20 protein-coding genes and 2 pseudogenes are annotated in these 25,718 nt (G+C 52.7%); 11 read left to right on the top strand and 11 right to left on the bottom strand.

Going from position 1 to position 25,718, the window contains the following annotated elements; all coding sequences use genetic code 11:
• Nucleotides 1–32: 32 nt before the first annotated feature.
• The 5 genes from cusC (at nucleotide 33) to pheP (ending at nucleotide 7,643) form a co-directional block, all read left to right on the top strand.
• Nucleotides 33–1,415: a Cu(+)/Ag(+) efflux RND transporter outer membrane channel CusC gene (cusC, locus tag C1P89_RS12985; RefSeq protein WP_000074268.1), complete on the top strand. Its 1,383-nt coding sequence runs from the start codon at nucleotides 33–35 to the stop codon at nucleotides 1,413–1,415.
• 23 nt (nucleotides 1,416–1,438) lie between these two features.
• Nucleotides 1,439–1,771: a Cu(+)/Ag(+) efflux RND transporter periplasmic metallochaperone CusF gene (gene cusF, locus C1P89_RS12980; protein WP_000709879.1), complete on the top strand. Its 333-nt coding sequence runs from the start codon at nucleotides 1,439–1,441 to the stop codon at nucleotides 1,769–1,771.
• A 15-nt stretch (nucleotides 1,772–1,786) separates the two neighbouring features.
• A complete protein-coding gene (gene cusB / locus C1P89_RS12975; RefSeq protein WP_000717117.1) occupies nucleotides 1,787–3,010 on the top strand; it encodes a Cu(+)/Ag(+) efflux RND transporter periplasmic adaptor subunit CusB in 1,224 nt (407 codons plus the stop codon).
• An 11-nt stretch (nucleotides 3,011–3,021) separates the two neighbouring features.
• Nucleotides 3,022–6,165, top strand: coding sequence for a Cu(+)/Ag(+) efflux RND transporter permease subunit CusA (gene cusA / locus C1P89_RS12970; RefSeq protein ID WP_000573964.1), 3,144 nt, complete (start codon nucleotides 3,022–3,024; stop codon nucleotides 6,163–6,165).
• Between the two features lie 101 nt (nucleotides 6,166–6,266).
• Nucleotides 6,267–7,643 carry a phenylalanine transporter gene (pheP, locus tag C1P89_RS12965; protein ID WP_000786308.1) on the top strand — a complete coding sequence of 459 codons (1,377 nt, stop codon included), beginning with the start codon at nucleotides 6,267–6,269 and terminating at the stop codon, nucleotides 7,641–7,643.
• 67 nt (nucleotides 7,644–7,710) lie between these two features.
• Here pheP and ybdG read toward each other — a convergent pair whose 3' ends face one another.
• From ybdG to C1P89_RS26360, 6 genes and pseudogenes are all read right to left on the bottom strand, one after another.
• On the bottom strand, nucleotides 7,711–8,958 hold the full coding sequence (gene ybdG, locus C1P89_RS12960) for a mechanosensitive ion channel YbdG (RefSeq protein WP_001153148.1): 1,248 nt from the start codon (nucleotides 8,956–8,958) through the stop codon (nucleotides 7,711–7,713).
• A 107-nt stretch (nucleotides 8,959–9,065) separates the two neighbouring features.
• Nucleotides 9,066–9,719: an oxygen-insensitive NAD(P)H nitroreductase gene (gene nfsB, locus C1P89_RS12955; RefSeq protein WP_000351464.1), complete on the bottom strand. Its 654-nt coding sequence runs from the start codon at nucleotides 9,717–9,719 to the stop codon at nucleotides 9,066–9,068.
• Nucleotides 9,720–9,812: 93 nt separating this feature from the next.
• Nucleotides 9,813–10,181, bottom strand: a complete 369-nt coding sequence (locus tag C1P89_RS12950; RefSeq protein WP_000360951.1) for an MmcQ/YjbR family DNA-binding protein — start codon at nucleotides 10,179–10,181, stop codon at nucleotides 9,813–9,815.
• A 64-nt stretch (nucleotides 10,182–10,245) separates the two neighbouring features.
• Nucleotides 10,246–10,494, bottom strand: a pseudogene (locus tag C1P89_RS12945) (DUF1158 domain-containing protein).
• Nucleotides 10,495–10,559: 65 nt separating this feature from the next.
• On the bottom strand, nucleotides 10,560–11,678 hold the full coding sequence (locus tag C1P89_RS12940; protein WP_001130635.1) for a YbdK family carboxylate-amine ligase: 1,119 nt from the start codon (nucleotides 11,676–11,678) through the stop codon (nucleotides 10,560–10,562).
• Between the two features lie 202 nt (nucleotides 11,679–11,880).
• Nucleotides 11,881–12,149, bottom strand: a pseudogene (locus tag C1P89_RS26360) (hypothetical protein).
• Here C1P89_RS26360 and hokE (C1P89_RS12930) point away from each other — a divergent pair.
• Nucleotides 12,118–12,270: a type I toxin-antitoxin system toxin HokE gene (gene hokE, locus C1P89_RS12930; RefSeq protein ID WP_000956455.1), complete on the top strand. Its 153-nt coding sequence runs from the start codon at nucleotides 12,118–12,120 to the stop codon at nucleotides 12,268–12,270. The pseudogene C1P89_RS26360 and the gene hokE (C1P89_RS12930) overlap by 32 nt on opposite strands.
• 350 nt (nucleotides 12,271–12,620) lie before the next feature.
• The gene (gene hokE, locus C1P89_RS12920; protein WP_000956465.1) at nucleotides 12,621–12,773 is read left to right on the top strand and encodes a type I toxin-antitoxin system toxin HokE; all 153 of its coding nucleotides are present in this window, start codon (nucleotides 12,621–12,623) and stop codon (nucleotides 12,771–12,773) included.
• A 121-nt stretch (nucleotides 12,774–12,894) separates the two neighbouring features.
• Here the strand turns inward: hokE (C1P89_RS12920) and entD are convergent, their stop codons facing one another.
• Together entD and fepA are read right to left on the bottom strand one after the other, a co-directional pair.
• Entirely contained in the window at nucleotides 12,895–13,515 is a 621-nt protein-coding gene (gene entD / locus C1P89_RS12915; protein WP_001370282.1) for an enterobactin synthase subunit EntD, read from the bottom strand.
• 174 nt (nucleotides 13,516–13,689) lie between these two features.
• The gene (fepA, locus tag C1P89_RS12910; RefSeq protein ID WP_001034921.1) at nucleotides 13,690–15,930 is read right to left on the bottom strand and encodes a siderophore enterobactin receptor FepA; all 2,241 of its coding nucleotides are present in this window, start codon (nucleotides 15,928–15,930) and stop codon (nucleotides 13,690–13,692) included.
• A 242-nt stretch (nucleotides 15,931–16,172) separates the two neighbouring features.
• Here fepA and fes point away from each other — a divergent pair, with 242 nt between their 5' ends.
• From fes to wzz(fepE), 4 genes are all read left to right on the top strand, one after another.
• Nucleotides 16,173–17,375, top strand: a complete 1,203-nt coding sequence (gene fes / locus C1P89_RS12905; RefSeq protein ID WP_000125824.1) for an enterochelin esterase — start codon at nucleotides 16,173–16,175, stop codon at nucleotides 17,373–17,375.
• Between the two features lie 2 nt (nucleotides 17,376–17,377).
• Complete coding sequence (gene ybdZ / locus C1P89_RS12900) at nucleotides 17,378–17,596, top strand: enterobactin biosynthesis protein YbdZ (RefSeq protein WP_000885795.1); 219 nt, start codon at nucleotides 17,378–17,380, stop codon at nucleotides 17,594–17,596.
• On the top strand, nucleotides 17,593–21,474 hold the full coding sequence (gene entF, locus C1P89_RS12895) for an enterobactin non-ribosomal peptide synthetase EntF (RefSeq protein ID WP_000077684.1): 3,882 nt from the start codon (nucleotides 17,593–17,595) through the stop codon (nucleotides 21,472–21,474). The genes ybdZ and entF overlap by 4 nt, the downstream gene beginning before the upstream one ends.
• 215 nt (nucleotides 21,475–21,689) lie before the next feature.
• Nucleotides 21,690–22,823, top strand: a complete 1,134-nt coding sequence (gene wzz(fepE) / locus C1P89_RS12890) for an LPS O-antigen length regulator Wzz(fepE) (RefSeq protein WP_000096745.1) — start codon at nucleotides 21,690–21,692, stop codon at nucleotides 22,821–22,823.
• Here the strand turns inward: wzz(fepE) and fepC are convergent.
• Genes fepC through fepD form a run of 3 tightly spaced genes read right to left on the bottom strand, consistent with a single transcriptional unit; the run spans nucleotide 22,820 to nucleotide 25,625 of the window.
• On the bottom strand, nucleotides 22,820–23,635 hold the full coding sequence (fepC, locus tag C1P89_RS12885) for an iron-enterobactin ABC transporter ATP-binding protein (RefSeq protein ID WP_000140653.1): 816 nt from the start codon (nucleotides 23,633–23,635) through the stop codon (nucleotides 22,820–22,822). The two genes, wzz(fepE) and fepC, sit on opposite strands and share 4 nt — an antisense overlap.
• On the bottom strand, nucleotides 23,632–24,624 hold the full coding sequence (fepG, locus tag C1P89_RS12880; RefSeq protein ID WP_000640963.1) for an iron-enterobactin ABC transporter permease: 993 nt from the start codon (nucleotides 24,622–24,624) through the stop codon (nucleotides 23,632–23,634). Before fepG ends, fepC begins: the two co-directional genes overlap by 4 nt.
• Entirely contained in the window at nucleotides 24,621–25,625 is a 1,005-nt protein-coding gene (fepD, locus tag C1P89_RS12875) for a Fe(3+)-siderophore ABC transporter permease (protein ID WP_005141140.1), read from the bottom strand. Before fepD ends, fepG begins: the two co-directional genes overlap by 4 nt.
• Nucleotides 25,626–25,718 lie beyond the last annotated feature (93 nt).

The following is a 25,718-nucleotide window of genomic DNA, read 5'->3' as shown; positions in this document are numbered from 1 at the left end:
GGCGGTATAAAATCACCAGAAATTATGAGCCTATGTCTCCTTGTAAACTTCTGCCATTTTGTGTGGCCCTTGCGCTAACCGGTTGTTCATTGGCACCGGATTATCAGCGTACGGCAATGCCCGTGCCGCAGCAGTTCTCACTCAGCCAGAACGGCTTGGTTAACGCAGCAGATAACTACCAGAACGTGGGCTGGCGCACCTTTTTTGTTGATAATCAGGTGAAGACGCTGATTAGCGAGGCGCTGGTGAATAACCGGGATTTGCGCATGGCGACGCTGAAAGTGCAGGAGGCACGGGCGCAATATCGTCTGACCGATGCCGACCGCTACCCACAGCTCAATGGCGAGGGCAGCGGCAGCTGGAGCGGTAATCTTAAAGGGAATACCGCCACGACACGGGAGTTTTCGACCGGCCTTAACGCCAGCTTTGACCTCGATTTTTTCGGTCGCTTAAAGAACATGAGCGAAGCCGAGCGACAAAATTATTTAGCCACTGAGGAAGCTCAGCGCGCGGTGCATATTCTGCTGGTTTCTAATGTCGCGCAAAGCTATTTCAATCAGCAACTGGCGTATGCGCAATTGCAAATAGCCGAAGAAACGCTGCGTAATTATCAGCAGTCATATGCGTTTGTCGAAAAACAACTGTTGACCGGTAGCAGCAATGTTCTGGCGCTGGAACAGGCTCGCGGGGTGATAGAAAGTACCCGCAGTGACATCGCTAAACGTCAGGGGGAACTGGCGCAGGCGAATAATGCATTGCAACTGTTATTGGGAAGCTACGGCAAACTGCCGCAAGCGCAGACAGTAAACAGCGGCAGCCTGCAAAGCGTTAAATTACCGGCGGGCTTGTCGTCGCAAATCTTATTGCAGCGCCCGGATATTATGGAAGCTGAACACGCGTTAATGGCGGCTAATGCTAATATTGGTGCTGCGCGTGCGGCATTTTTCCCGTCTATCAGCCTGACCAGCGGAATATCAACCGCCAGCAGCGATCTGTCTTCATTATTTAACGCTAGCAGCGGGATGTGGAATTTTATTCCTAAAATTGAGATCCCCATTTTTAATGCCGGACGCAACCAGGCCAATCTGGATATCGCCGAAATTCGCCAGCAGCAGTCGGTAGTGAATTATGAACAGAAAATCCAGAACGCCTTTAAAGAAGTGGCAGATGCGCTGGCATTACGTCAAAGCCTGAACGATCAAATCAGCGCCCAGCAGCGTTATCTGGCGTCGCTGCAAATTACTTTGCAACGGGCGCGGGCATTATATCAGCACGGCGCGGTAAGTTATCTGGAAGTGCTGGATGCCGAGCGTTCTTTATTTGCAACCCGACAAACTTTACTCGACCTGAATTATGCCCGTCAGGTTAACGAAATTTCTTTGTATACCGCCTTAGGGGGCGGTTGGCAGCAATAATTTTTAACTCCAGGAGAGAATAAATGAAAAAAGCACTGCAAGTCGCAATGTTCAGTCTGTTTACCGTTATTGGCTTTAATGCCCAGGCTAACGAACATCATCATGAAACCATGAGCGAAGTACAACCGCAGGTTATTAGCGCCACTGGCGTGGTAAAGGGTATTGATCTGGAAAGCAAAAAAATCACCATCCATCACGATCCGATTGCTGCCGTGAACTGGCCGGAGATGACTATGCGCTTTACCATCACCCCGCAGACGAAAATGAGTGAAATTAAAACCGGCGACAAAGTGGCGTTTAATTTTGTCCAGCAGGGCAACCTTTCTTTATTACAGGATATTAAAGTCAGCCAGTAACCCAGGTTTAATGAGATGAAAAAAATCGCGCTTATTATCGGCAGCATGATCGCGGGCGGTATTATTTCTGCGGCAGGTTTTACCTGGTTTGCAAAGGCTGAACCACCCGCAGAAAAAACGTCGACCGCAGAACGTAAAATCTTATTCTGGTACGACCCGATGTACCCCAATACGCGGTTCGATAAACCAGGTAAATCGCCGTTTATGGATATGGATCTGGTGCCGAAATATGCCGATGAAGAGAGTTCTGCGTCTGGTGTGCGCATTGACCCGACTCAGACGCAGAATCTGGGGGTGAAAACGGCTACCGTCACGCGCGGACCGCTGACTTTTGCCCAGAGTTTCCCGGCGAATGTCAGTTACAACGAGTATCAGTATGCCATTGTGCAGGCTCGCGCTGCCGGGTTTATCGACAAGGTGTATCCGCTTACCGTGGGCGATAAAGTACAAAAGGGCACACCGCTTCTCGACCTGACCATTCCTGACTGGGTGGAAGCGCAGAGTGAGTATTTACTGCTGCGCGAAACCGGCGGTACGGCGACCCAGACTGAAGGCATTCTTGAGCGGCTGCGACTGGCGGGAATGCCGGAGGCGGATATTCGCCGCCTGATCGCCACGCAAAAAATCCAGACTCGCTTTACGCTCAAAGCACCCATTGATGGCGTGATCACCGCGTTTGATCTGCGCGCGGGAATGAATATCGCCAAAGATAACGTGGTAGCGAAAATTCAGGGTATGGACCCGGTGTGGGTCACTGCTGCGATCCCGGAGTCTATCGCCTGGCTGGTGAAAGATGCCTCGCAGTTTACGCTCACCGTTCCGGCGCGACCGGATAAAACACTCACCATCCGCAAATGGACGCTGCTACCTGGCGTGGATGCCGCGACCCGCACGCTGCAGCTGCGTCTGGAAGTCGACAACGCCGACGAGGCGCTAAAACCGGGCATGAACGCCTGGTTGCAACTCAACACCGCCAGCGAACCGATGCTGCTCATTCCGTCACAGGCGCTGATTGATACCGGCAACGAACAGCGGGTGATTACCGTTGATGCCGACGGACGCTTTGTACCGAAACGCGTTGCCGTTTTCCAGGCATCGCAAGGCGTCACCGCGTTACACTCTGGTCTGGCGGAAGGTGAAAAGGTGGTTTCCAGCGGCCTGTTCCTGATTGATTCCGAAGCCAATATTTCTGGCGCACTGGAGCGGATGCGCTCTGAAAGTGCTACCAATGCGCATTGAGGGAATAACCAATGATTGAATGGATTATTCGTCGCTCGGTGGCGAACCGTTTTTTGGTGCTGATGGGCGCGTTGTTTCTGAGCATCTGGGGCACCTGGACCATCATTAACACGCCAGTGGATGCGCTGCCGGATCTCTCCGATGTGCAGGTGATTATTAAAACCAGCTATCCCGGTCAGGCACCGCAAATCGTTGAAAATCAGGTGACTTATCCGCTAACCACCACCATGTTGTCGGTGCCTGGCGCGAAGACTGTGCGCGGTTTCTCGCAGTTTGGAGACTCTTATGTGTATGTCATTTTCGAAGATGGTACCGATCCGTACTGGGCGCGTTCGCGGGTGCTGGAGTACCTCAACCAGGTACAGGGTAAGCTGCCTGCGGGAGTCAGCGCCGAGCTGGGACCAGATGCCACGGGTGTTGGCTGGATCTATGAATATGCACTGGTGGATCGCAGCGGTAAGCACGATCTGGCCGATTTACGCTCATTGCAGGACTGGTTTCTCAAATATGAGCTAAAAACCATCCCTGACGTTGCGGAAGTGGCGTCGGTGGGCGGCGTGGTGAAAGAGTATCAGGTGGTTATCGATCCCCAGCGCCTGGCGCAATATGGCATCAGTCTAGCCGAAGTAAAAAGCGCGCTGGATGCTTCAAACCAGGAAGCGGGCGGTTCGTCGATCGAACTGGCGGAAGCGGAATATATGGTGCGCGCCAGCGGCTATCTGCAAACGCTCGACGACTTTAATCACATCGTTTTAAAAGCCAGTGAAAATGGCGTGCCCGTTTATCTGCGTGATGTTGCGAAGGTCCAGATTGGCCCGGAGATGCGCCGGGGCATTGCCGAACTGAATGGCGAAGGCGAAGTGGCGGGCGGGGTGGTGATCCTGCGCTCCGGCAAAAACGCCCGAGAAGTGATCGCCTCCGTGAAGGACAAACTGGAAACGCTGAAAAGTAGTCTGCCGGAAGGCGTGGAGATAGTTACAACATACGATCGCAGCCAGCTCATTGACCGCGCCATCGACAACCTCAGCGGCAAGTTGCTGGAAGAGTTTATCGTGGTGGCGGTAGTCTGTGCGCTGTTTCTCTGGCATGTGCGCTCGGCGCTGGTGGCGATTATTTCGTTGCCGCTGGGGTTGTGTATTGCTTTTATTGTCATGCACTTCCAGGGACTGAATGCCAATATTATGTCGTTGGGCGGCATTGCGATTGCCGTCGGGGCGATGGTCGATGCCGCTATCGTCATGATCGAAAATGCACATAAACGGCTGGAAGAGTGGCAGCACCAGCATCCTGACGCCACGCTGGATAATAAAACGCGCTGGCAGGTGATCACCGATGCATCTGTTGAAGTGGGTCCGGCGCTATTTATCAGTCTGCTGATTATCACGTTGTCGTTTATCCCGATCTTCACCCTGGAAGGGCAGGAAGGGCGTCTGTTTGGCCCGTTGGCGTTCACTAAAACCTATGCGATGGCGGGCGCGGCGCTGCTGGCGATCGTAGTGATCCCTATCCTGATGGGGTACTGGATCCGTGGCAAAATTCCGCCGGAAAGCAGTAACCCGCTCAATCGCTTTTTGATTCGTGTTTATCATCCTCTATTGCTGAAAGTACTGCACTGGCCGAAAACCACGCTGTTGGTGGCAGCGCTTTCGGTGCTGACGGTTCTCTGGCCGCTCAATAAAGTTGGCGGGGAATTTTTACCGCAGATCAATGAAGGCGACTTGTTGTATATGCCATCGACGCTGCCGGGGATTTCCGCAGCAGAGGCGGCGAGTATGCTGCAAAAAACCGACAAGCTAATTATGAGCGTACCTGAAGTGGCGCGGGTATTTGGCAAAACCGGGAAAGCGGAAACCGCCACCGATTCTGCTCCGCTCGAGATGGTTGAAACGACCATCCAGCTTAAGCCGCAGGATCAGTGGCGGCCTGGCATGACGATGGACAAAATCATTGAGGAACTGGATAACACCGTGCGGCTGCCGGGGCTGGCGAATCTGTGGGTGCCGCCAATTCGTAACCGTATCGATATGCTCTCAACCGGCATTAAAAGCCCCATCGGCATTAAAGTTTCCGGCACTGTGCTGGCGGATATCGACGCGATGGCTGAGCAAATTGAAGAAGTAGCGCGAACGGTGCCAAGCGTGGCTTCTGCTCTAGCCGAGCGTCTGGAAGGTGGGCGCTATATCAACGTTGAGATTAACCGTGAAAAAGCCGCGCGTTACGGTATGACGGTGGCGGATGTGCAGTTGTTTGTGACTTCTGCGGTGGGCGGGGCGATGGTTGGCGAAACGGTGGAAGGGATTGCCCGTTATCCCATTAATCTGCGTTATCCGCAAAGCTGGCGCGATAGCCCGCAGGCACTGCGCCAGCTACCGATCCTGACGCCGATGAAGCAGCAAATCACCCTGGCAGACGTGGCCGACGTTAAAGTCTCTACCGGACCGTCGATGCTGAAAACCGAGAATGCGCGCCCGACGAGCTGGATTTATATCGATGCCCGCGATCGTGACATGGTGTCGGTGGTTCACGATTTGCAAAAAGCGATAGCTGAAAAAGTGCAGTTAAAACCGGGCACCAGCGTGGCATTCTCCGGGCAGTTCGAGCTACTGGAGCGCGCCAACCATAAGCTGAAACTCATGGTGCCGATGACACTGATGATCATCTTCGTGCTGTTGTATCTGGCATTCCGTCGGGTGGGCGAAGCGTTGCTGATTATCAGCAGCGTACCGTTTGCGCTGGTGGGCGGCATCTGGTTGCTGTGGTGGATGGGCTTTCATCTTTCTGTGGCAACGGGCACCGGTTTTATTGCCCTTGCCGGGGTCGCCGCCGAATTTGGCGTGGTGATGCTGATGTATTTACGTCACGCCATAGAGGCCGAGCCGTCGTTGAATAATCCGCAAACATTCAGTGAGCAGAAGCTGGATGAGGCGTTGTATCACGGCGCGGTACTGCGCGTGCGCCCGAAAGCGATGACGGTGGCGGTGATTATCGCCGGTCTGCTGCCGATTCTGTGGGGAACGGGGGCTGGTTCAGAGGTGATGAGCCGGATTGCCGCACCGATGATTGGCGGCATGATCACCGCACCTTTGCTGTCGCTGTTTATTATCCCGGCGGCGTATAAGCTGATGTGGCTGCACCGACATCGGGTACGGAAATAAAAGCAGGATACCCCGTTTAACCGTGTGGATTGTGTCTTGCGACGATGGGCACTAAATGTTAAAAGGTGCCCCTCAACAAAAAAGACACACAGGGGAAAGGCGTGAAAAACGCGTCAACCGTATCGGAAGATACTGCGTCGAATCAAGAGCCGACGCTTCATCGCGGATTACATAACCGTCATATTCAACTGATTGCGCTGGGTGGCGCAATTGGTACTGGTCTGTTTCTTGGCATTGGTCCGGCGATTCAGATGGCGGGTCCGGCTGTATTGCTGGGCTACGGCGTCGCCGGGATCATCGCTTTCCTGATTATGCGCCAGCTTGGCGAGATGGTGGTCGAAGAGCCGGTATCCGGTTCATTTGCCCACTTTGCCTATAAATACTGGGGACCGTTTGCGGGCTTCCTCTCTGGCTGGAACTACTGGGTAATGTTCGTGCTGGTGGGAATGGCAGAGCTGACCGCTGCGGGCATCTATATGCAGTACTGGTTCCCGGATGTTCCAACGTGGATTTGGGCTGCCGCCTTCTTTATTATCATCAACGCCGTTAACCTGGTGAACGTGCGCTTATATGGCGAAACCGAGTTCTGGTTTGCGTTGATTAAAGTGCTGGCAATCATCGGTATGATCGGCTTTGGCCTGTGGCTGCTGTTTTCTGGTCACGGCGGCGAGAAAGCCAGTATCGACAACCTCTGGCGCTACGGTGGTTTCTTCGCCACCGGCTGGAATGGGCTGATTTTGTCGCTGGCGGTAATTATGTTCTCCTTCGGCGGTCTGGAGCTGATTGGGATTACTGCCGCTGAAGCGCGCGATCCGGATAAAAGCATTCCAAAAGCGGTAAATCAGGTGGTGTATCGCATCCTGCTGTTTTACATCGGTTCACTGGTGGTTTTACTGGCGCTCTATCCGTGGGTGGAAGTGAAATCCAACAGTAGCCCGTTTGTGATGATTTTCCATAATCTCGACAGCAACGTGGTAGCTTCTGCGCTGAACTTCGTCATTCTGGTAGCATCGCTGTCAGTGTATAACAGCGGGGTTTACTCTAACAGCCGCATGCTGTTTGGCCTTTCTGTGCAGGGTAATGCGCCGAAGTTTTTGACTCGCGTCAGCCGTCGCGGTGTGCCGATTAACTCGCTGATGCTTTCCGGAGCGATCACTTCGCTGGTGGTGTTAATCAACTATCTGCTGCCGCAAAAAGCGTTTGGTCTGCTGATGGCGCTGGTGGTAGCAACGCTGCTGTTGAACTGGATTATGATCTGTCTGGCGCATCTGCGTTTTCGTGCAGCGATGCGACGTCAGGGGCGTGAAACACAGTTTAAGGCGCTGCTCTATCCGTTCGGAAACTATCTCTGCATTGCCTTCCTCGGCATGATTTTGCTGCTGATGTGCACGATGGATGATATGCGCTTGTCAGCGATCCTGCTGCCGGTGTGGATTGTATTCCTGTTTGTGGCATTTAAAACGCTGCGTCGGAAATAAGGCATTCACGCTACATCCGACAAAACGATGTCCGCTCTCATCCATTCGATGAGAGCGGTTTTTTTAATTACTGCTTAAATGCACCCGCCAGAGAGCGAATATCATTGCCGGTTGGCGACTGATGAAGTCGCAGACCAAACTCTTCGACAATCGCAAATATGTGATCGAATATATCAGCCTGAATGCTTTCATATTCCAGCCACACCACGGTGTTAGTAAACGCGTAGATCTCGAGCGGTAAACCGTTATCACCTGGAGCCAGTTGGCGTACCATTAAGGTCATATCTTTACGAATCCGCGGATGGTTACGCAGATATTCGTTCAGATAGGCACGAAAGGTTCCAATATTGGTCATTCGGCGCAGGTTTAATACCGACTCCGTAGAACCTTGCTGGCGATTCCACTCATTAATTTCCTGATGGCGGCTGGTTAAATAAGGCTTTAACAAATGCGCTTTATTCAGACGTTGCATTTCGTCTTCATCAAGAAAACGAATACTGGTGACATCAATACTGATACTGCGCTTAATACGTCGCCCGCCAGATGCTGACATCCCGCTCCAGTTTTTAAAGGAGTCAGAAACCAGAGACCAGGTGGGAATAGTGGTAATGGTATTGTCCCAGTTACGCACTTTGACGGTGGTTAACCCAATATCGATCACCGCGCCATCTGCGCCGTATTTCGGCATCTCCAGCCAGTCGCCCAGTTTCAGCATATCGTTCGCGGAAAGCTGAATACCGGCCACCAGACCAAGAATCGGATCTTTAAATACCAACATCAGCACGGCAGCCATTGCACCAAGACCGCTGATCAGAATCGCTGGCGACTGACCAATCAGCAGCGAGATCATCAAAATGCCGACCAGGATCGCGCCGATCAGTTTAATCCCCTGAAATATCCCTTTCAGCGGTAACTGAGATGCCGCCGGGAATTTCTGCGCCAGATTCAAAATAACATCCAGCAACGAGAAGACTGAAAGCAGCGCATACATCATGATCCACAACTGCGCGCAGGTAGTCAGAATATCTGCCGCTTCGGTGCCTTTTTGCAGCCAGAATACCGCCTGAATATTGACGATAATCCCCTGCAGGGTAAAAGCTAAACGGTGGAAGAGTTTATTCTGGGTTATGATTTGCAACCAAAGCCGTGAACTGGCGATGGCACGTTTTTCGAAGGTCCGCAGTACCACCCAATGCAAAATAATATGCACCACGACGGCGGTCAGAAAAATAATACCGAAAATCATCACCATCGAGGTGGTGTGATCGATCTCAATACCCGCTAAATCTTCAACCTGGGATATTAAATCCTGCATAACGTCTCCTTTATACAACAGCAGCCTATGATGACGGCTGAAACAGGGTTATGCAAATCAGGAGAATCTGAGGGGAAATAGCCGGGCAGATGCCCGGCAAGAGAGAATTACACTTCGGTTAAGGTGATGTTTTGCGGCAGACGAGATTTCGGCAGCGTAGCGTTAAAATCTTCAACGCTGTGATGACCTACCGGAACAACCACCAGACTGGTGTAGCCTTTCTCTTTCAGACCAAATTCTGCATCGAGGATGGCGGCGTCAAAACCTTCGATGGGTACCGCGTCCAGACCCAGAGCCGCCACGCCGAGCAGGAAGTTACCGACGTTGAGATAAACCTGTTTTGCCATCCACTCTGCATCATCATGCAGATCTTTACGGTGCATATCAGCGAAGAACTTGCGACCTTTATCGTTCGCGGCTTTCGCTTCCGGCGTGGCAAAGCGGCCATCAGCATCTTCCTGGTCAACAACCAGCTTCAGCCAGGCATCGTCCATCGCGGTTTTTGCACAGAACACCACGACGTGCGAGGCATCAAGTATTTTACGTTCGTTGAACACATAATTACCGGCAGCGGATTTGGCAACACGCGCTTTACCTTCTTCCGTGCTGGCAACAATAAAATGCCACGGCTGGGAGTTGGTGCTGGATGGGCTGTATTGCAGGAGAGTTTTGATCTGCTCGGCCTGTTCCGGGGTAAGTTTTTTACTGGCATCAAATGCCTTAGTGGAATGACGCTTTAAGGCGACAGAAATGATATCCATAAAGACTCCATGTGAAAGTAATTTTGCGTGCCAGCAGATTACAAGGTTCAACGAGAAATGGTAAGCGAGAAAAATGCGCTATAGATTTCCGCTTTAGCCTGGACGCACTCTTTTTTGATCGCGTTTAGCCAGACCATCAACCACCAGATTCCACGAATCGTTGATCAGATCGCGAAGTAACGCTTCGGAGATTTCCTCGCCGGGATACACCGAAATCCAGTGCTTTTTATTCATGTGATACCCTGGCTTAATGCTCGGGTATATCTGCTGATTTAACAGGGATTTTTGTGGATCGGACTTCAGATTGATAAAGGGGACGCCGCGCAGCTCCGACGACAGCATAAAAATTTTGCCGCCAATTTTAAAAACATCGAACTCCGGGCCAAAAGGCCAGCAAAGCTCGACAAAGGGTAACTCAAGGGCCAGGCGTTTCGCCGTTTCGTGCAGTGATTGCTTATCCATAAACGTTCCTTTAGGCGAAGGAGAATAAGCAAAGTATGCCGCGAAGTACGGCGATAATCGACGTTTAATCCGCCAGCGAGAACCAGCGTCGCCAGATAAAGCGCAGAACAAAATACTCAATAGCGCCCAGCACTAAAAACCACAGACAAAACAATAAAGTGTAAAGCTAGCTAAGATCCATCAGATGGAACATGGTCACCAGTTTTTGTGCCAGCGTCAGCCCCAGTGCGGGGGCGGGCAGCAGCAGGCAAGAGAGGAAAGCCATCAGCAAAATGCCTGCTGCGGTAGTCAAGGTTTCTAAAGGGTGTTTCATAACATTGTTAAATGTAAGTTAAAACACCATTGTCAGGGATATTCTTCTGTAAGGCAATTCCCTACTTAGTCATCGGCCCAGATCTCACAATGCTTTTTCACCAGCCCAATCAGCGAGCCACCATCGGCGACGAAATCGCGCATCAGCTGCGCTTCATTCAGACCGCTGACGACCTGGCGATGCAGGGCCTCAATCGCGCTCGATGCACCAATTTTATGTGCGGAAGGGGCGATTTTTTCCAGCAATCGCAAGGTGTCTTCCGTTAGCGGTCGACGATCGCCAGTGTGCGGATCGGTAATGACGCCTTCCAGCCCATAGCGACAGGCCTGGAAACGGTTGAATTTATACAGCAGGTAATCTTTCTCCTGATGTTTGAACGGGCGTTCTGTCAGTAACCAGTGGGCGGTAGCCTGAATTAATCCCGCCATATTTACCGCGTGGCTAAGGGTTAACGGGGTATCCATCACCCGAACCTCCACCGTGCCAAAATGAGGACTGGGGCGAATATCCCAGTGCAGATCTTTAATGCTGTCGATCATCGTGGTGTAACTCAAACAGCGAAACAGGGCTTCAAATTGTTGCCAGTTACTGACCCACGGCATCGGGCCATTATCGGGAAAGGCGGAAAAAATATTCGGTCGTGAGGAGGCAAAACGCGTATCCGTTCCTTGCATATATGGCGACGCGGCGGAAAGGGCGATAAAGTGCGGCACAAACCGTGACAAGCCGTGCAGCAAATAAATGGCGTCATCGCCACTGGCGCAGCCAACATGGACATGCTGACCAAAAACGGTCGCCTGCTGGATGAGATAGCCAAAGTTTTCCAGCGTTCGTTGATAGCGCTCGTTATCGCATACCTCCTGACGCTGCCATTTCTGAAACGGGTGTGTGCCACCGCCGCAAATTTCCAGATGATGGTCTGCGGCTGCCTGCAATACGACTTTCTGCATCGCTGAAAATTGCCCGGCAGCCTGGTTGATATCACGGCAAACATCCGTCGCCAGCTCCAGCATACTTTCGGTGATATCGTGCTTTACCTCTCCGGCCGTGATCTTATTTTTAACCGCGTCAATCAGCATTGAAGAGTCCTGGCTTAAGTCATAGCCCGGCGGATTAACCACCTGCATTTCCAGTTCAATACCGAGGGTAAAAGGTTCAGAAACATGAAAATCGGGTAATGGCATAGGTTTCTCTTATGTTGGCGTTTTCTATTCAGTATAGAAGTCGGAGCGGCTGGGCGAGATGCGGAAGTTCTGGAATGTTTCTTTTTTTGATGATGGTGACTGAAGCAATTTGGCTACTTTTTCAATGTGGCAAGTTATGGCAGAGCTGGCTGATGGCGAAGAATTTTGACGATTGAGGCATGCAGAAAAAACGGGCTCAGCTTCAGTTGATTAAATGAGGAGTGAGAAGTCCGAAACAGGATTTACTGTATAAATAAACAGCCATTTTGTTGAGGAAGGGTAAGATAACGGCGGGTGCCTGAAGCTTTCCGGTTTCAGGTTTACTCTGAGGTCTGGAAAGATGAAGCCCCAGGAGATATTTCTATCAACCCTGGGGCTGCCACTCCAAACCCGAACAATTTGGATGGTAGTCCCTTCTTCGCATGGAGGCAATATAAACATGCTGACGAAATATGCCCTTGCGGCAGTCATAGTGCTGTGTTTGACGGTGCTGGGATTTACGCTTCTGGTCGGAGACTCGCTGTGTGAGTTTACGGTGAAGGAACGTAATATTGAGTTTAAGGCTGTTCTCGCTTACGAACCGAAGAAGTAGCCGTTGTGCGGGGAGTAATCCCCGCATATCCGGTTGTCAGGTCAGGATGGTAGGGCACCTGCTTTACACTTTCGCCCGCGGTCAGTGATGGCTGCGGGCGATTTCGTTTTACGAGCAATAACGAGTGTTGCCAACAGAAGTCCGAAACAGGACTTACTGTATAAATAAACAGATATTTTGCTGAGGAAGGGTAAGATAACGGCGGGTGCCTGAAGCTTTCCGGTTTCAGGTTTACTCTGAGGTCTGGAAAGATGAAGCCCCAGGAGATATTTCTATCAATCCTGGGGCTGCCACTCCGAACCTCAACAACTCGGATGGTAGTCCCTTCTTCGCATGGAGGCAATATAAACATGCTGACGAAATATGCCCTTGTGGCAGTCATAGTGCTGTGTTTGACGGTGCTGGGATTTACGCTTCTGGTCGGAGACTCGCTGTGTGAGTTCACCGTAAAGGAACGTAATATTGAGTTTAAGGCTGTTCTCGCTTACGAACCGAAGAAGTAGCCGTTGTGCGGGGAGCAATCCCTGCATATCCGGTTGTCAGGTCAGAGTGGTAAGGCACCTGCTTTACACTTTCGCCCGCAGTCAGTGATGGCTGCGGGCGAATCGTACCAGATGTTGTCAATTAATCGTGTTGGCACAGAGTTATGACTATTTTTTCTTTTATCTGCCAGTGCACAGCAAACATCTCATTCTCACGATGAATGATGACCTGCTGTTTATTCCAGCTAATTATCTGATAATCCAGAAAACCTGCTTCAGTTTGTCTCTCCGATGCCTTAAATGCGCTCTCTTTGGCGGAAAATGCCAGTGTCAGCGCCAGAGAAAAGGCTAAACCACAGTCCGCGAGTCGCTCGTGTTCTGCTGGTGTAATAATATTGTCTGTCAATTCTCTTGCGGTTTGTACAGAAAAAATTTCTTCTATATCAATGCCAATCGGTTGACGAGATACCACGGCTAATGCCGTAGTCCCACAGTGGCTAATACTGCCGTATACCTCCGCAGGCCAGACAGGTTGGCGTAGCTCGCCGATTGCGGGCACACATTTATAGCCATATTCCCGTAAGGCATAAACAGCAGCGATCCGTCCGGCTAAATGCTCTGTTTTACGTTTACGTCCAGCGTGTTGCAATTGTGCGTAGTGCGGCAGCCAGAGTAAATCCTGCTCACAAAAATTCGCCGGATCGAACTCAACAAAATGCAGCGTATGTCCGGCAAAGGGGAGGGAGGTATGCGTAGTTTTCATATCGACCATATTCGAGACTGATGACAAACGCAAAACTGCCTGATGCGCTACGCTTATCAGGCCTACATGGTCCTGCAATATATTGAATTGGCAAGATTTTTGTAGGCCGGATAAGGCGTTCACGCCGCATCCGGCATGAACGACGCGCACTTTGTCAACAATCTGACGTTAGCATCAGAAGTGAGTGTTTACGCTCATGTACCACGTACGTCCCGGCTCGTTATAGGTATACGCCCCGGCACCCGCGATATAGTTGGCCCCTGCCAGATCGCCCGTGGTCTGGGCATTACCCGCACGCCACAAACGTTTGTCGAACAGGTTGTCCACGCCGCCGGTCAGACTGACATTCTTCGTCACATCCCAGGTCGCGCTCAGACCCACAATGCTGTAAGGACTGATTTCTTTGGTTTCCGGGCCAACCGCTGGCTGACCTTTGTAGTTGTATTTTTTCGGCTGCTGCTTACCGTACCAGGTGAAGGTCGTTTGCATCGACAAATCTTCCCGCGCCTGCCAGCTCAGCGTTGAGTTCAACGTGTACTCCGGGATGATCGACAAACGGTCGCCCGTGGTTTTGTTTTCACTCTTCAGCATATAAGTGATGTTATTGGTCCACATCACCATTTCGCTAACTGGTACGTTTAACGATCCTTCCAGACCTTCAACCACTGCTTTCGGCACGTTATCCCACTGATAGAGATCGGTGCCGACTGCGTTTTGCCCTACAGCCACATAGCCCGCTTCAATCTTATTGCGATAATCGTTACGGAACCAGGTGACGCCCGCCAGCCAGCCGTCGCGTTTGAACTCCAGACCAATCTCTTTGTTGATGCTGGTTTCTGCTTTCAGGTCATCGTTACCTTGCTGATAGCAGCCGCCCGCGCTGGCATAGCAGCCCTGACCTTTACTGTAGAGAATGTAGTTCGGGTTAGTCTGGTACAGGCTCGGTGCTTTATAAGCACGGGCAATGCCCATTTTGAGCGTGAAGTCATCGCCTAAACCTTGCGATATGTTCAGCGCCGGGCTCCAGTTATTGCCGACAATACTGTGATGATCGAAACGCAGCCCCGGCGTTACGATGGTGCTGTCAGTCAGCTCCATGTTGTTTTCGGCAAACAGCGAGAAAATTTCTGCTTTTGAATACGGGCTACGGTCGGTGGCACTCACACCATCAATAGCGCCGCCGGTGTTCGCCCCGGTCAGCGCCTGGGTATTGGAACTCAAGTCCTTCATCCGTTGCTGATTCCACTCCGTACCCAGCGTCAGCGTTTGGTTAACGAGGAAATCAATCGGCAGGTTAACTTCGCTGTGCAGCATCACGTCATCAAGATCGATATCGACGAAATCCTGTGTCGCTTTTTCGTTAAATTTCCCTTCGGTACCGCCTGCCAGACCTTCCGGAATACGCGAGTTACGGGTGTGTTCATACTGCACCCAGTTGCTGGTGGTCACTCCGTTATCCCAGCCGCCGTTCCAGGTCAGCGAGTAGTTCTGGCGATACAGACGGTTGGTTTCATCGCCATATTTCGAGCGGGTATAGGAATCGGAGTTGGTGTTCTGGGTGTCGCCCGCATACAGGTTGCCCTGGCGGCTGTAACCTGCTTCCAGTTCCAGCGATTGCAATGGCGCGAAATCCCAGCGCACCACGCCATTAATATCTTTGTTGATCACCCCTTCGCGCCCGGCTGGTAACGTCGTGGCATACGTTCCGGCACGCGCGGACTGATGGCCCTGGTTGATATCCCACGCGTCAGCCTGGGTTTTGTCGAGGTTGCCATACAAGCGGAAGCTGAATTCGTCGCCCAGCGGACCGGTCAGGCTGAAGTTGGTGCGTTTAGTGGCACCTTCCTCTTTATGTTCTGGTGCATTGAAATAAGCGTCCCAGGAGCCGTGCCACTCACCGCTGCCTTTTTTGGTAATGATGTTAACCACGCCGCCCGCCGCGCCGTTGCCATAACGCGCAGCTGCCGGACCACGCAGAACTTCAATACGTTCAATCATTTCAGGTGGCACCCAGGAGGTATCACCACGGGTATCGCGCTCGCCACGCCAGCCCTGACGCACCGAGTTACGGCTGCTTACCGGCTTGCCGTCAATCAAAATCAGCGTGTTTTCCGGACCCATACCGCGAATATCAATCTGTCGGTTATTCCCACGCTGACCACTGGTGGAGTTACCGGTCAGGTTAACGCCTGGCATGGTACGGATGATCTCCGACACATCGCGGGCAACGGGGTTTTTGCGGATTTCATCTGCGGTGATGGTCGAAACGCCAGGCGCCTGTAAGTTCTGCTCGGCGGCGGTAACGACAATGGTATCGTCATGTGAAACAGGAGTATCGGTCGGCTCTTGTGCCTGCGCTACCCCATAAATCCCCAGATTGACCAACAAGGCCAGGGAATGAATCTTCTTGTTCATTGTTTTATTCCTGCATTTTTGCCACGAATTGCAACTGTCGGGCATGGTCGTCCTCAACACGACGCATCCCGCTACCGCGAAAACCTTTGATCCTGAAAGACACGCAGTGCAGTTGGTTAATAAATGTCCGCGCTTCCCACGGCGCGCCATTACGCTATTGCAAATGCAAATGGTTATCAATAATATTATCAATATATTTCTGCAATCAATGAAAAATTGCACAGTAAACATGGGGTTATGGTGTGACGGCGTTAAAAGTAGGAAGTGAGAGCTGGTGGCAGTCGAAACATGGCCCGGAATGGCAGCGTCTGAATGACGAAATGTTTGAGGTCACTTTCTGGTGGCGTGATCCCCAAGGTTCTGAAGAATACTCGACGATAAAGCGCGTATGGATCTACATCACTGGTGTGACCGATCATCATCAGAACAGCCAGCCCCAGTCGATGCAGCGAATTGCAGGTACTGATGTCTGGCAGTGGACGACACAACTCAATGCCAACTGGCGCGGCAGCTACTGCTTTATTCCCACCGAACGCGATGACATTTTTTCTGCACCATCCCCCGATCGCCTCGAATTACGTGAAGGCTGGCGAAAACTATTACCCCAGGCAATAGCCGATCCGCTGAATCCACAAAGCTGGAAAGGCGGGCGAGGGCACGCTGTTTCTGCACTCGAAATGCCGCAAGCGCCTCTGCAACCGGGATGGGATTGTCCGCAAGTGCCAGAAATAGCAGCCAAAGAAATTATCTGGAAAAGTGAACGGTTGAAAAATTCACGTCGTGTATGGATTTTTACCACCGGCGATGTAACAGCAGAAGAACGTCCGCTGGCAGTTTTGCTCGATGGCGAATTTTGGGCGCAAAGTATGCCCGTCTGGCCTGTGCTGACTTCGCTGACCCATCGTCAGCAACTTCCTCCCGCCGTGTATGTGTTGATCGACGCTATCGACACCACGCACCGCGCCCACGAACTGCCGTGTAATGCGGATTTCTGGCTGGCAGTACAGCAAGAGTTATTACCCCTGGTGAAAGCTATTGCCCCTTTTAGCGATCGCGCCGATCGCACCGTGGTCGCCGGGCAGAGTTTTGGTGGGCTGTCCGCGCTGTATGCCGGACTGCACTGGCCTGAACGCTTTGGCTGTGTATTAAGCCAGTCAGGATCGTACTGGTGGCCGCATCGGGACGGGCAGCAAGAGGGCGTGTTACTTGAAAAGCTAAAAGCTGGTGAAGTTAGCGCCGAAGGTCTGCGCATTGTGCTGGAAGCGGGTATTCGCGAGCCGATGATCATGCGGGCCAATCAGGCGCTGTATGCGCAATTGCACCCTATAAAAGAATCCATTTTCTGGCGTCAGGTTGACGGCGGACATGATGCGCTTTGTTGGCGCGGTGGCTTGATGCAGGGGTTAATCGACCTCTGGCAACCACTTTTCCATGACAGGAGTTGAGTATGGCATTCAGTAATCCCTTCGATGATCCGCAGGGAGCGTTTTACATTTTGCGCAATGCGCAGGGGCAATTCAGTCTGTGGCCGCAACAATGCCTCTTATCGGCAGGCTGGGACATTGTGTGTCAGCCGCAGTCACAGGCGTCCTGCCAGCAGTGGCTGGAAGTCCACTGGCGTACTCTGACACCGGCCAATTTCACCCAGTTGCAGGAGGCACAATGAGCCAGCATTTACCTTTGGTCGCCGCACAGCCCGGCATCTGGATGGCAGAAAAACTGTCGGATTTACCCTCCGCCTGGAGCGTGGCGCATTACGTTGAGTTAACTGGAGATGTTGATGCGCCATTACTGGCCCGCGCGGTGGTTGCCGGACTAGCGCAAGCAGATACGTTGCGGATGCGTTTTACGGAAGATAACGGCGAAGTCTGGCAGTGGGTCGATGATGCGCTGATATTCGAACAGCCAGAAATTATCGACCTGCGAACCAATATTGATCCGCACGGTACTGCGCAGGCATTAATGCTGACGGATTTGCAACAAGATTTGCGCGTCGATAGCGGTAAACCACTGGTCTTTCATCAGCTGATACATGTTGCGGATAACCGCTGGTACTGGTATCAGCGTTATCACCATTTGCTGGTCGATGGCTTCAGTTTCCCGGCCATTACTCGCCAGATCGCCAATATTTACTGCACATGGCTGCGTGGCGAACCAACGCCTGCTTCGCCGTTTACGCCTTTCGCTGATGTAGTGGAAGAGTACCAGCAATACCGCGAAAGCGAAGCCTGGCAGCGTGATGCGGCATTCTGGGCAGAACAGCGTCGTCAACTGCCGCCGCCCGCGTCACTTTCTCCGGCACCTTTACCGGGGCGCAGCGCTTCGGCAGATATTCTGCGCCTGAAACTGGAATTTACCGACGGGGAATTCCGCCAGCTGGCTACGCAACTTTCAGGTGTGCAGCGTACCGATTTAGCCCTTGCGCTGGCAGCCTTGTGGCTGGGGCGATTGTGCAATCGCATGGACTATGCCGCCGGATTTATCTTTATGCGTCGACTGGGCTCGGCGGCGCTGACGGCTAGCGGACCCGTGCTCAACGTTTTACCGTTGGGTATTCACATTGCGGCGCAAGAAACGCTGCCGGAACTGGCAACCCGACTGGCGGCTCAACTGAAAAAAATGCGTCGCCATCAACGTTACGATGCCGAACAAATTGTCCGTGACAGCGGGCGAGCGGCAGGTGATGAACCGCTGTTTGGTCCGGTACTCAATATTAAGGTATTTGATTACCAACTGGATATTCCTGGTGTTCAGGCGCAAACCCATACCCTGGCAACCGGTCCGGTTAATGACCTTGAACTGGCCCTGTTCCCGGATGAACACGGTGATTTGAGTATTGAGATCCTCGCCAATAAACAGCGTTACGATGAGCCAACGTTAATCCAGCATGCTGAACGCCTGAAAATGCTGATTGCCCAGTTCGCCGCGGATCCGGCGCTGTTGTGCGGCGATGTCGATATTATGCTGCCAGGTGAGTATGCGCAGCTGGCGCAGATCAACGCCACTCAGGTTGAGATTCCAGAAACCACGCTGAGCGCGCTGGTGGCAGAACAAGCGGCAAAAACACCGGATGCTCCGGCGCTGGCAGATGCGCGTTACCTGTTCAGCTATCGGGAAATGCGCGAGCAGGTGGTGGCGCTGGCGAATCTGCTGCGTGAGCGCGGCGTTAAACCAGGGGACAGCGTGGCGGTGGCACTACCGCGCTCGGTCTTTTTGACCCTGGCACTCCATGCAATAGTTGAAGCTGGCGCGGCCTGGCTACCGCTGGATACCGGCTATCCGGACGATCGCCTGAAAATGATGCTGGAAGATGCGCGTCCGTCGCTGTTAATTACCACCGACGATCAACTGCCGCGCTTTAGCGATGTTCCCAATTTAACAAGCCTTTGCTATAACGCCCCGCTTACCCCCCAGGGCAGTGCGCCGCTGCAACTTTCACAACCGCACCACACGGCTTATATCATCTTTACCTCTGGCTCCACCGGCAGGCCGAAAGGGGTAATGGTCGGGCAGACGGCTATCGTTAACCGCCTGTTATGGATGCAAAATCACTACCCGCTTACAGGCGAAGATGTCGTTGCCCAAAAAACGCCGTGCAGTTTTGATGTCTCGGTGTGGGAGTTTTTCTGGCCGTTTATCGCAGGGGCAAAACTGGTGATGGCTGAACCGGAAGCGCACCGTGACCCGCTCGCTATGCAGCAATTCTTTGCCGAATATGGCGTAACGACCACGCACTTTGTGCCGTCGATGCTGGCGGCATTTGTTGCCTCGCTGACTCCGCAAACCGCTCGCCAGAGTTGCGCGACGTTGAAACAGGTTTTCTGTAGTGGTGAAGCCTTACCGGCTGATTTATGCCGTGAATGGCAACAGTTAACCGGTGCGCCGTTACATAATCTGTATGGCCCGACGGAAGCGGCGGTAGATGTCAGCTGGTATCCGGCTTTTGGCGAGGAACTGGCACAGGTGCGCGGCAGCAGTGTGCCGATTGGTTATCCGGTGTGGAACATGGGGCTGCGTATTCTTGATGCGATGATGCATCCGGTGCCGCCGGGTGTGGCGGGTGATCTCTATCTTACCGGCATTCAACTGGCGCAGGGCTATCTCGGACGCCCCGATCTGACCGCCAGCCGCTTTATTGCCGATCCTTTTGCTCCTGGCGAACGGATGTACCGTACCGGAGACGTTGCCCGCTGGCTGGATAACGGCGCGGTGGAGTACCTCGGGCGCAGTGACGATCAGCTAAAAATTCGCGGGCAGCGTATCGAACTGGGCGAAATCGATCGCGTGATGCAGGCGCTGCCGGATGTCGAACAAGCCGTTACCCACGCCTGTGTGATTAACCAGGCGGCAGCCACTGGTGGTGATGCGCGTCAGTTGGTGGGCTATCTGGTGTCGCAATCGGGCCTGCCGTTGGATACCAGCGCATTGCAGGCGCAGCTTCGTGAAACATTGCCACCACATATGGTACCGGTGGTTCTGCTGCAACTTCCACAGTTACCTCTTAGCGCCAACGGCAAGCTGGATCGCAAAGCCTTACCGTTGCCTGAACTGAAGACACAAGCGTCGGGACGTGCACCGAAAGCGGGCAGTGAAACGATTATCGCCGCGGCATTCGCGTCGTTGCTGGGTTGTGACGTGCAGGATGCCGATGCTGATTTCTTTGCGCTGGGCGGTCATTCGCTACTGGCAATGAAACTGGCAGCGCAGTTAAGTCGACAGTTTGCTCGTCAGGTGACGCCGGGGCAGGTGATGGTCGCGTCAACCGTCGCCAAACTGGCAACGATTATTGATGGTGAAGAGGACAGCTCCCGGCGCATGGGATTCGAAACCATTCTGCCGTTGCGTGAAGGTAATGGCCCGACGCTGTTTTGTTTCCATCCGGCGTCCGGTTTTGCCTGGCAGTTTAGCGTACTCTCGCGTTATCTCGATCCACAATGGTCGATTATTGGCATTCAGTCGCCGCGCCCTCATGGACCCATGCAGACAGCGACAAACCTGGATGAAGTCTGCGAAGCGCATCTGGCAACGTTACTTGAGCAACAACCGCACGGCCCTTATTACCTGCTGGGGTATTCCCTTGGCGGTACGCTGGCGCAGGGTATTGCGGCGCGACTGCGTGCCCGTGGCGAACAGGTGGCATTTCTTGGCTTGCTGGATACCTGGCCGCCAGAAACGCAAAACTGGCAGGAAAAAGAAGCTAATGGTCTGGACCCGGAAGTGCTGGCGGAGATTAACCGCGAGCGCGAGGCCTTCCTGGCGGCACAGCAGGGAAGTACTTCAACGGAGTTGTTTACCACCATTGAAGGCAACTACGCTGATGCTGTGCGCCTGCTGACGACTGCTCATAGCGTACCGTTTGACGGTAAAGCGACGTTGTTTGTTGCTGAACGCACGCTTCAGGAAGGTATGAGTCCTGAACGCGCCTGGTCGCCGTGGATTGCGGAGCTGGATATCTATCGTCAGGATTGTGCGCATGTGGATATTATCTCTCCAGGGGCGTTTGTAAAAATTGGGCCGATTATTCGCGCAACGCTAAACAGGTAAATTAATATTATCTATAAACCCATAATTACAGAAAATAATTATGGGTTTTTTATTTGTTTGATTTATAGGTTTGATGAATATTTCTCTTAAATAGAGTGAATATTGCATTCAGTGGAAGGAATTTACAAACTTCAGCTTCGGATAATTCTCACCAACTGGTAAAGTGAGCGCCGTGGAGATTTTCCCCTATTGGACTCATTTTCAGGTTATACCCCATGTCATCATTGAATATTAAACAGGGAAGTGACGCTCATTTTTCTGAGTATCCTCTGGCGTCGCCCAGTAATAATGAAATTGATTTACTTAATCTAATCGAAGTTTTATGGCGGGCCAAAAAAACGGTCATGGCGGTCGTTTTTGCATTTGCCTGCGCAGGTTTACTGATCTCTTTCATCCTGCCGCAAAAATGGACCAGCTCAGCCGTTATTACTCCCGCCGAAGCCATTCAGTGGCAGGACCTGGAGAAAACCTTTACCAAACTCCGCGTTCTTGATCTCGATGTTAATATCGACCGTGGCGGTGCATTTAACCTGTTTATCAAGAAGTTTCAGTCTGTTAGCTTGCTGGAAGAGTACCTGCGTTCATCACCTTATGTGATGGACCAATTAAAAGAGGCGAAAATCGATGAACTGGATTTGCATCGCGCTATTGTTGCATTGAGCGAAAAAATGAAAGCGGTTGATGACAATGCCAGTAAGAAAAAAGATGAACCGTCACTGTATACCTCCTGGACGCTAAGTTTTACCGCGCCAACCAGTAAAGAGGCGCAGACCGTTTTGAGCGGGTATATCGATTATATCTCTGCGTTGGTGGTGAAAGAGTCGATAGAAAACGTCCGTAATAAACTGGAGATCAAAACCCAGTTTGAAAAAGAAAAACTGGCTCAGGATCGCATTAAAACGAAAAATCAACTTGATGCAAACATTCAGCGCCTCAATTATTCACTCGACATTGCCAACGCGGCAGGAATTAAAAAGCCCGTATACAGTAATGGTCAGGCCGTTAAAGATGACCCCGATTTCTCTATTTCTCTCGGCGCAGACGGTATTGAACGCAAACTGGAAATTGAAAAAGCGGTTACTGACGTTGCGGAACTGAACGGTGAATTACGTAATCGGCAGTATCTTGTCGAGCAATTAACAAAAGCAAATGTCAACGATGTGAATTTTACGCCGTTTAAATATCAGTTAAGCCCGTCATTGCCAGTGAAAAAAGACGGTCCGGGTAAGGCGATTATTGTGATCCTTTCCGCGCTGATCGGCGGGATGGTGGCTTGTGGTAGCGTGTTATTGCGCTATGCGATGGCATCCAGAAAACAGGATGCCATGATGGCAGACCACTTAGTTTAACTATTTGCGGTTGAAGGTGCCGTTCGTCCGAGCGGCACCACAAGCGGCGTTCCGGCTACCGGATCGTCAATGATCATGCATCGCAGACCATAAATGCGCTCAATCAGTTCAGCAGTGACAATCTCCTTCGGCGCTCCCTGAGCAACAATTTTCCCTTCCCGCAATGCAATCAAATGGCTGGCGTAACGACAGGCCTGATTAAGATCGTGCAGCACCGCCGCCAGGGTATAGCCTTTCTCGCGGTTCAGTTCGCTTAACAGTTCCAGTAGATCAATCTGATGACTGATATCCAGCCAGGTCGTGGGTTCGTCGAGCAGCATAATTGCCGTTTCCTGGGCTAGCACCATCGCGATCCACGCTCGCTGGCGTTGTCCGCCAGAAAGGGTATCCACGCTTTGATCTGCCAGATGAGTTATTCTCGTGGCCTGCATCGCTTTCGTTACCGCTTCTTCATCCTCTTTGCGCCAGCGGGTAAACAGCGGTTGATGCGGATAACGTCCACGCGCCACCAGCTCCTGCACGGTGATATCGCCCGGCGTGGTAGCATTTTGCGCCAACAGACCAATCCGGCGTGCAACTTCTTTACTGGCGTAATGTTGAATGTGCTCGCCATCCAGCCAGACATGCCCGTGAGCAGGCGTCATCAGGCGGCTTAAGGTACGCAGTAACGTGGATTTACCACAGCCATTTGGTCCGATAATTGCCGTGAAGTGACCATCAGGAATTTCTACAGTCAGATTTTCCGCAACGGTATATTTGCCATATCCCAGGGTTAACTGTTCGCCGCGCAAACGGGCTACTGATTCGGTCATTTTTTGCGAGACTCCTGAATTAACAAGACGATAAGGTAAATACCGCCGAGGCTGACGGTAACGACGCCAACCGGAAGTTGATACGGCATAAACAGTTGTTGGGCGCAGAGATCGGCCGCCAGCAGTAACAGCGCTCCGCACAGCGCCGCCTGGGTCAGCCCCCAGCGAGCGGTGCCGCTAATGCGTCGGGCAATGTGCGGCGCGACTAAAGCAATAAAGGAAATCGGCCCGGCAAGCGCCGTTGCCGCAGCGGTAAGCACCACTGCAACCAGCATCATTAACAGACGCGAACGCTCGACGCTGACGCCCAGCGCGCAGGCGGTATCATCGCCCATCTCCAGCAAGCGCATTCGCCGCACCAGCAAGGCGGCGGCAATGAGCATCAATATGATGATGGGTGCGGAAGGCGAAGTTTTTGCCCACGTCAGGCCATTGAGCGATCCGGCATTCCACAAACCCGCTGTTAGCGCCGTTTCTAAAGACGCTTTCAGCAACAGCCAAGTATTAAAGGCCACCAGCATGGCGCGAACGCCGATGCCGATAATAATCAACCGAAAGGTGTCGATACCGTTACGCCAGGCGAGCAGCCAGACCAACAGAGAAGTGACAATGCCGCCCACCATTGCTGCCAGCGCGATAGCCGTCAGGTCCTGACCAAACAGCACCATCGCCACCAGCACGCCGCTCCACGCCCCGGTGTTAAAGCCCATTACGTCAGGGCTGCCGAGCGGGTTACGCATCAGCGACTGAAAAATCGCGCCGCTGACGCCCAGCGCCGCGCCAATCAACAGCGCCATCAGCACGCGTGGTAAACGCCATTCGGTGACCACCATCGTCATACTGCGCGGCGCATCGCCCATCAACGCGGCGAATACCTGCGAGATTTCCAGCGTGACGGCACCGCTGCGTAATCCCCAGATACCTGCAACCACACAGGCGGAAATCAGCAGCAAACAGGTGATGAGTAATCGGCGAGAGACGTAAATCATGCACCACCTCGCGTTTTACGTCGCACGAGGAAGATCAGCACCGGTGCACCAATAAACGCACTGACCACAGAAACGCGCAGTTCGCCGGGCACAATCACCCGCCCGATGATATCGGCAAACAGCAGCAGGGCAGGGGTAGCAAGTAGCGTGACGGGCAGCGACCAGCGATGATCGGCACCTACCAGCCAGCGCGCCATGTGCGGCATCATCAGGCCGATAAAGGCAATCGGGCCAACTACCGCCGTCGCACTACCACAAAGCACGGTAATCGCCAGCAGACCAATCAACTGTGTGCGCGCCACGCGACTGCCCAGCGCCGTCGCGGTGTCACTGCCGAGGCTCAAACTGTTCAGCGCGCGACTCAGTAATAGCGCAGTTGCTCCGGCGATCAGAACCGGGATCAGCACCACTTTTAAGGTATGTAGATTGCGAATATCCAGCGAACCGGCTTGCCAGAAACGCAGTTGATCGTAGACGTCAGGATTAAGCAGGGCGATGCCGCTGGTCAGCCCTTCCAGCACCGCCGCCAGCGCCACGCCCGCCAGGGTTAAACGCACCGGACTTAACTGCCCGCCGCCCTGACTGCCGATAAAGGCAACAATCAATGAGGCCACCAGCGCCCCGGCGAAGGCCATCGCCAGTTGTTCCTGCGCGGATGAGTAACCAAACAGCGCCGCACCCAGCACAATGGCAAAGCTGGCTCCGGCGTTCACGCCAAGCAAGCCGGGGTCGGCAAGTGGATTTCGGGTGAGGGTTTGCATTAACGCCCCAGCAAGCCCAAGCGCACCGCCTGCAAGTAAACCGGCAAGGGTGCGCGGCAGTCGCGCGTCGAGCACGATGGTGCAGTCGGCGCTCTGGCAGGTGCCTGAGAAGGCCTCCAGCACTACTGACGCGGGGAGTGATTTTGCCCCAATGAGCAGGCTTAATGCCGTCGCGATAATCAGTAATAACAGCAATCCGGGCACGGCAATGGCGCGTGTCACGGCAACAGAACCAGACATACGAACTTCCATGATAATGAAATTAATTATCGTTATCGATCTTATTTGGATATGTTAGCATGTGCAGCCTAAGAATAGGTATTTAAAATATTT

The sequence above is a fragment of the Shigella sonnei genome, assembly GCF_002950395.1.
Lineage (GTDB): Bacteria > Pseudomonadota > Gammaproteobacteria > Enterobacterales > Enterobacteriaceae > ECMA0423.
The sequence above is the reverse complement of the archived record's forward strand: the minus strand, read 5'-3'. Positions and strand labels throughout refer to the sequence as shown.

Bases quoted from the DNA above. Each gene is read 5' to 3' on its own strand.
- cusC (WP_000074268.1), top strand. From the start codon at position 33: ATGTCTCCTTGTAAACTTCTGCCATTTTGTGTGGCCCTTGCGCTAACC.
- cusF (WP_000709879.1), top strand. From the start codon at position 1,439: ATGAAAAAAGCACTGCAAGTCGCAATGTTCAGTCTGTTTACCGTTATT.
- cusB (WP_000717117.1), top strand. From the start codon at position 1,787: ATGAAAAAAATCGCGCTTATTATCGGCAGCATGATCGCGGGCGGTATT.
- cusA (WP_000573964.1), top strand. From the start codon at position 3,022: ATGATTGAATGGATTATTCGTCGCTCGGTGGCGAACCGTTTTTTGGTG.
- ybdG (WP_001153148.1), bottom strand. From the start codon at position 8,958: ATGCAGGATTTAATATCCCAGGTTGAAGATTTAGCGGGTATTGAGATC.
- nfsB (WP_000351464.1), bottom strand. From the start codon at position 9,719: ATGGATATCATTTCTGTCGCCTTAAAGCGTCATTCCACTAAGGCATTT.
- C1P89_RS12950 (WP_000360951.1), bottom strand. From the start codon at position 10,181: ATGGATAAGCAATCACTGCACGAAACGGCGAAACGCCTGGCCCTTGAG.
- C1P89_RS12940 (WP_001130635.1), bottom strand. From the start codon at position 11,678: ATGCCATTACCCGATTTTCATGTTTCTGAACCTTTTACCCTCGGTATT.
- hokE (WP_000956455.1), top strand. From the start codon at position 12,118: ATGCTGACGAAATATGCCCTTGCGGCAGTCATAGTGCTGTGTTTGACG.
- hokE (WP_000956465.1), top strand. From the start codon at position 12,621: ATGCTGACGAAATATGCCCTTGTGGCAGTCATAGTGCTGTGTTTGACG.
- entD (WP_001370282.1), bottom strand. From the start codon at position 13,515: ATGAAAACTACGCATACCTCCCTCCCCTTTGCCGGACATACGCTGCAT.
- fepA (WP_001034921.1), bottom strand. From the start codon at position 15,930: ATGAACAAGAAGATTCATTCCCTGGCCTTGTTGGTCAATCTGGGGATT.
- ybdZ (WP_000885795.1), top strand. From the start codon at position 17,378: ATGGCATTCAGTAATCCCTTCGATGATCCGCAGGGAGCGTTTTACATT.
- entF (WP_000077684.1), top strand. From the start codon at position 17,593: ATGAGCCAGCATTTACCTTTGGTCGCCGCACAGCCCGGCATCTGGATG.
- fepC (WP_000140653.1), bottom strand. From the start codon at position 23,635: ATGACCGAATCAGTAGCCCGTTTGCGCGGCGAACAGTTAACCCTGGGA.
- fepG (WP_000640963.1), bottom strand. From the start codon at position 24,624: ATGATTTACGTCTCTCGCCGATTACTCATCACCTGTTTGCTGCTGATT.
- fepD (WP_005141140.1), bottom strand. From the start codon at position 25,625: ATGTCTGGTTCTGTTGCCGTGACACGCGCCATTGCCGTGCCCGGATTG.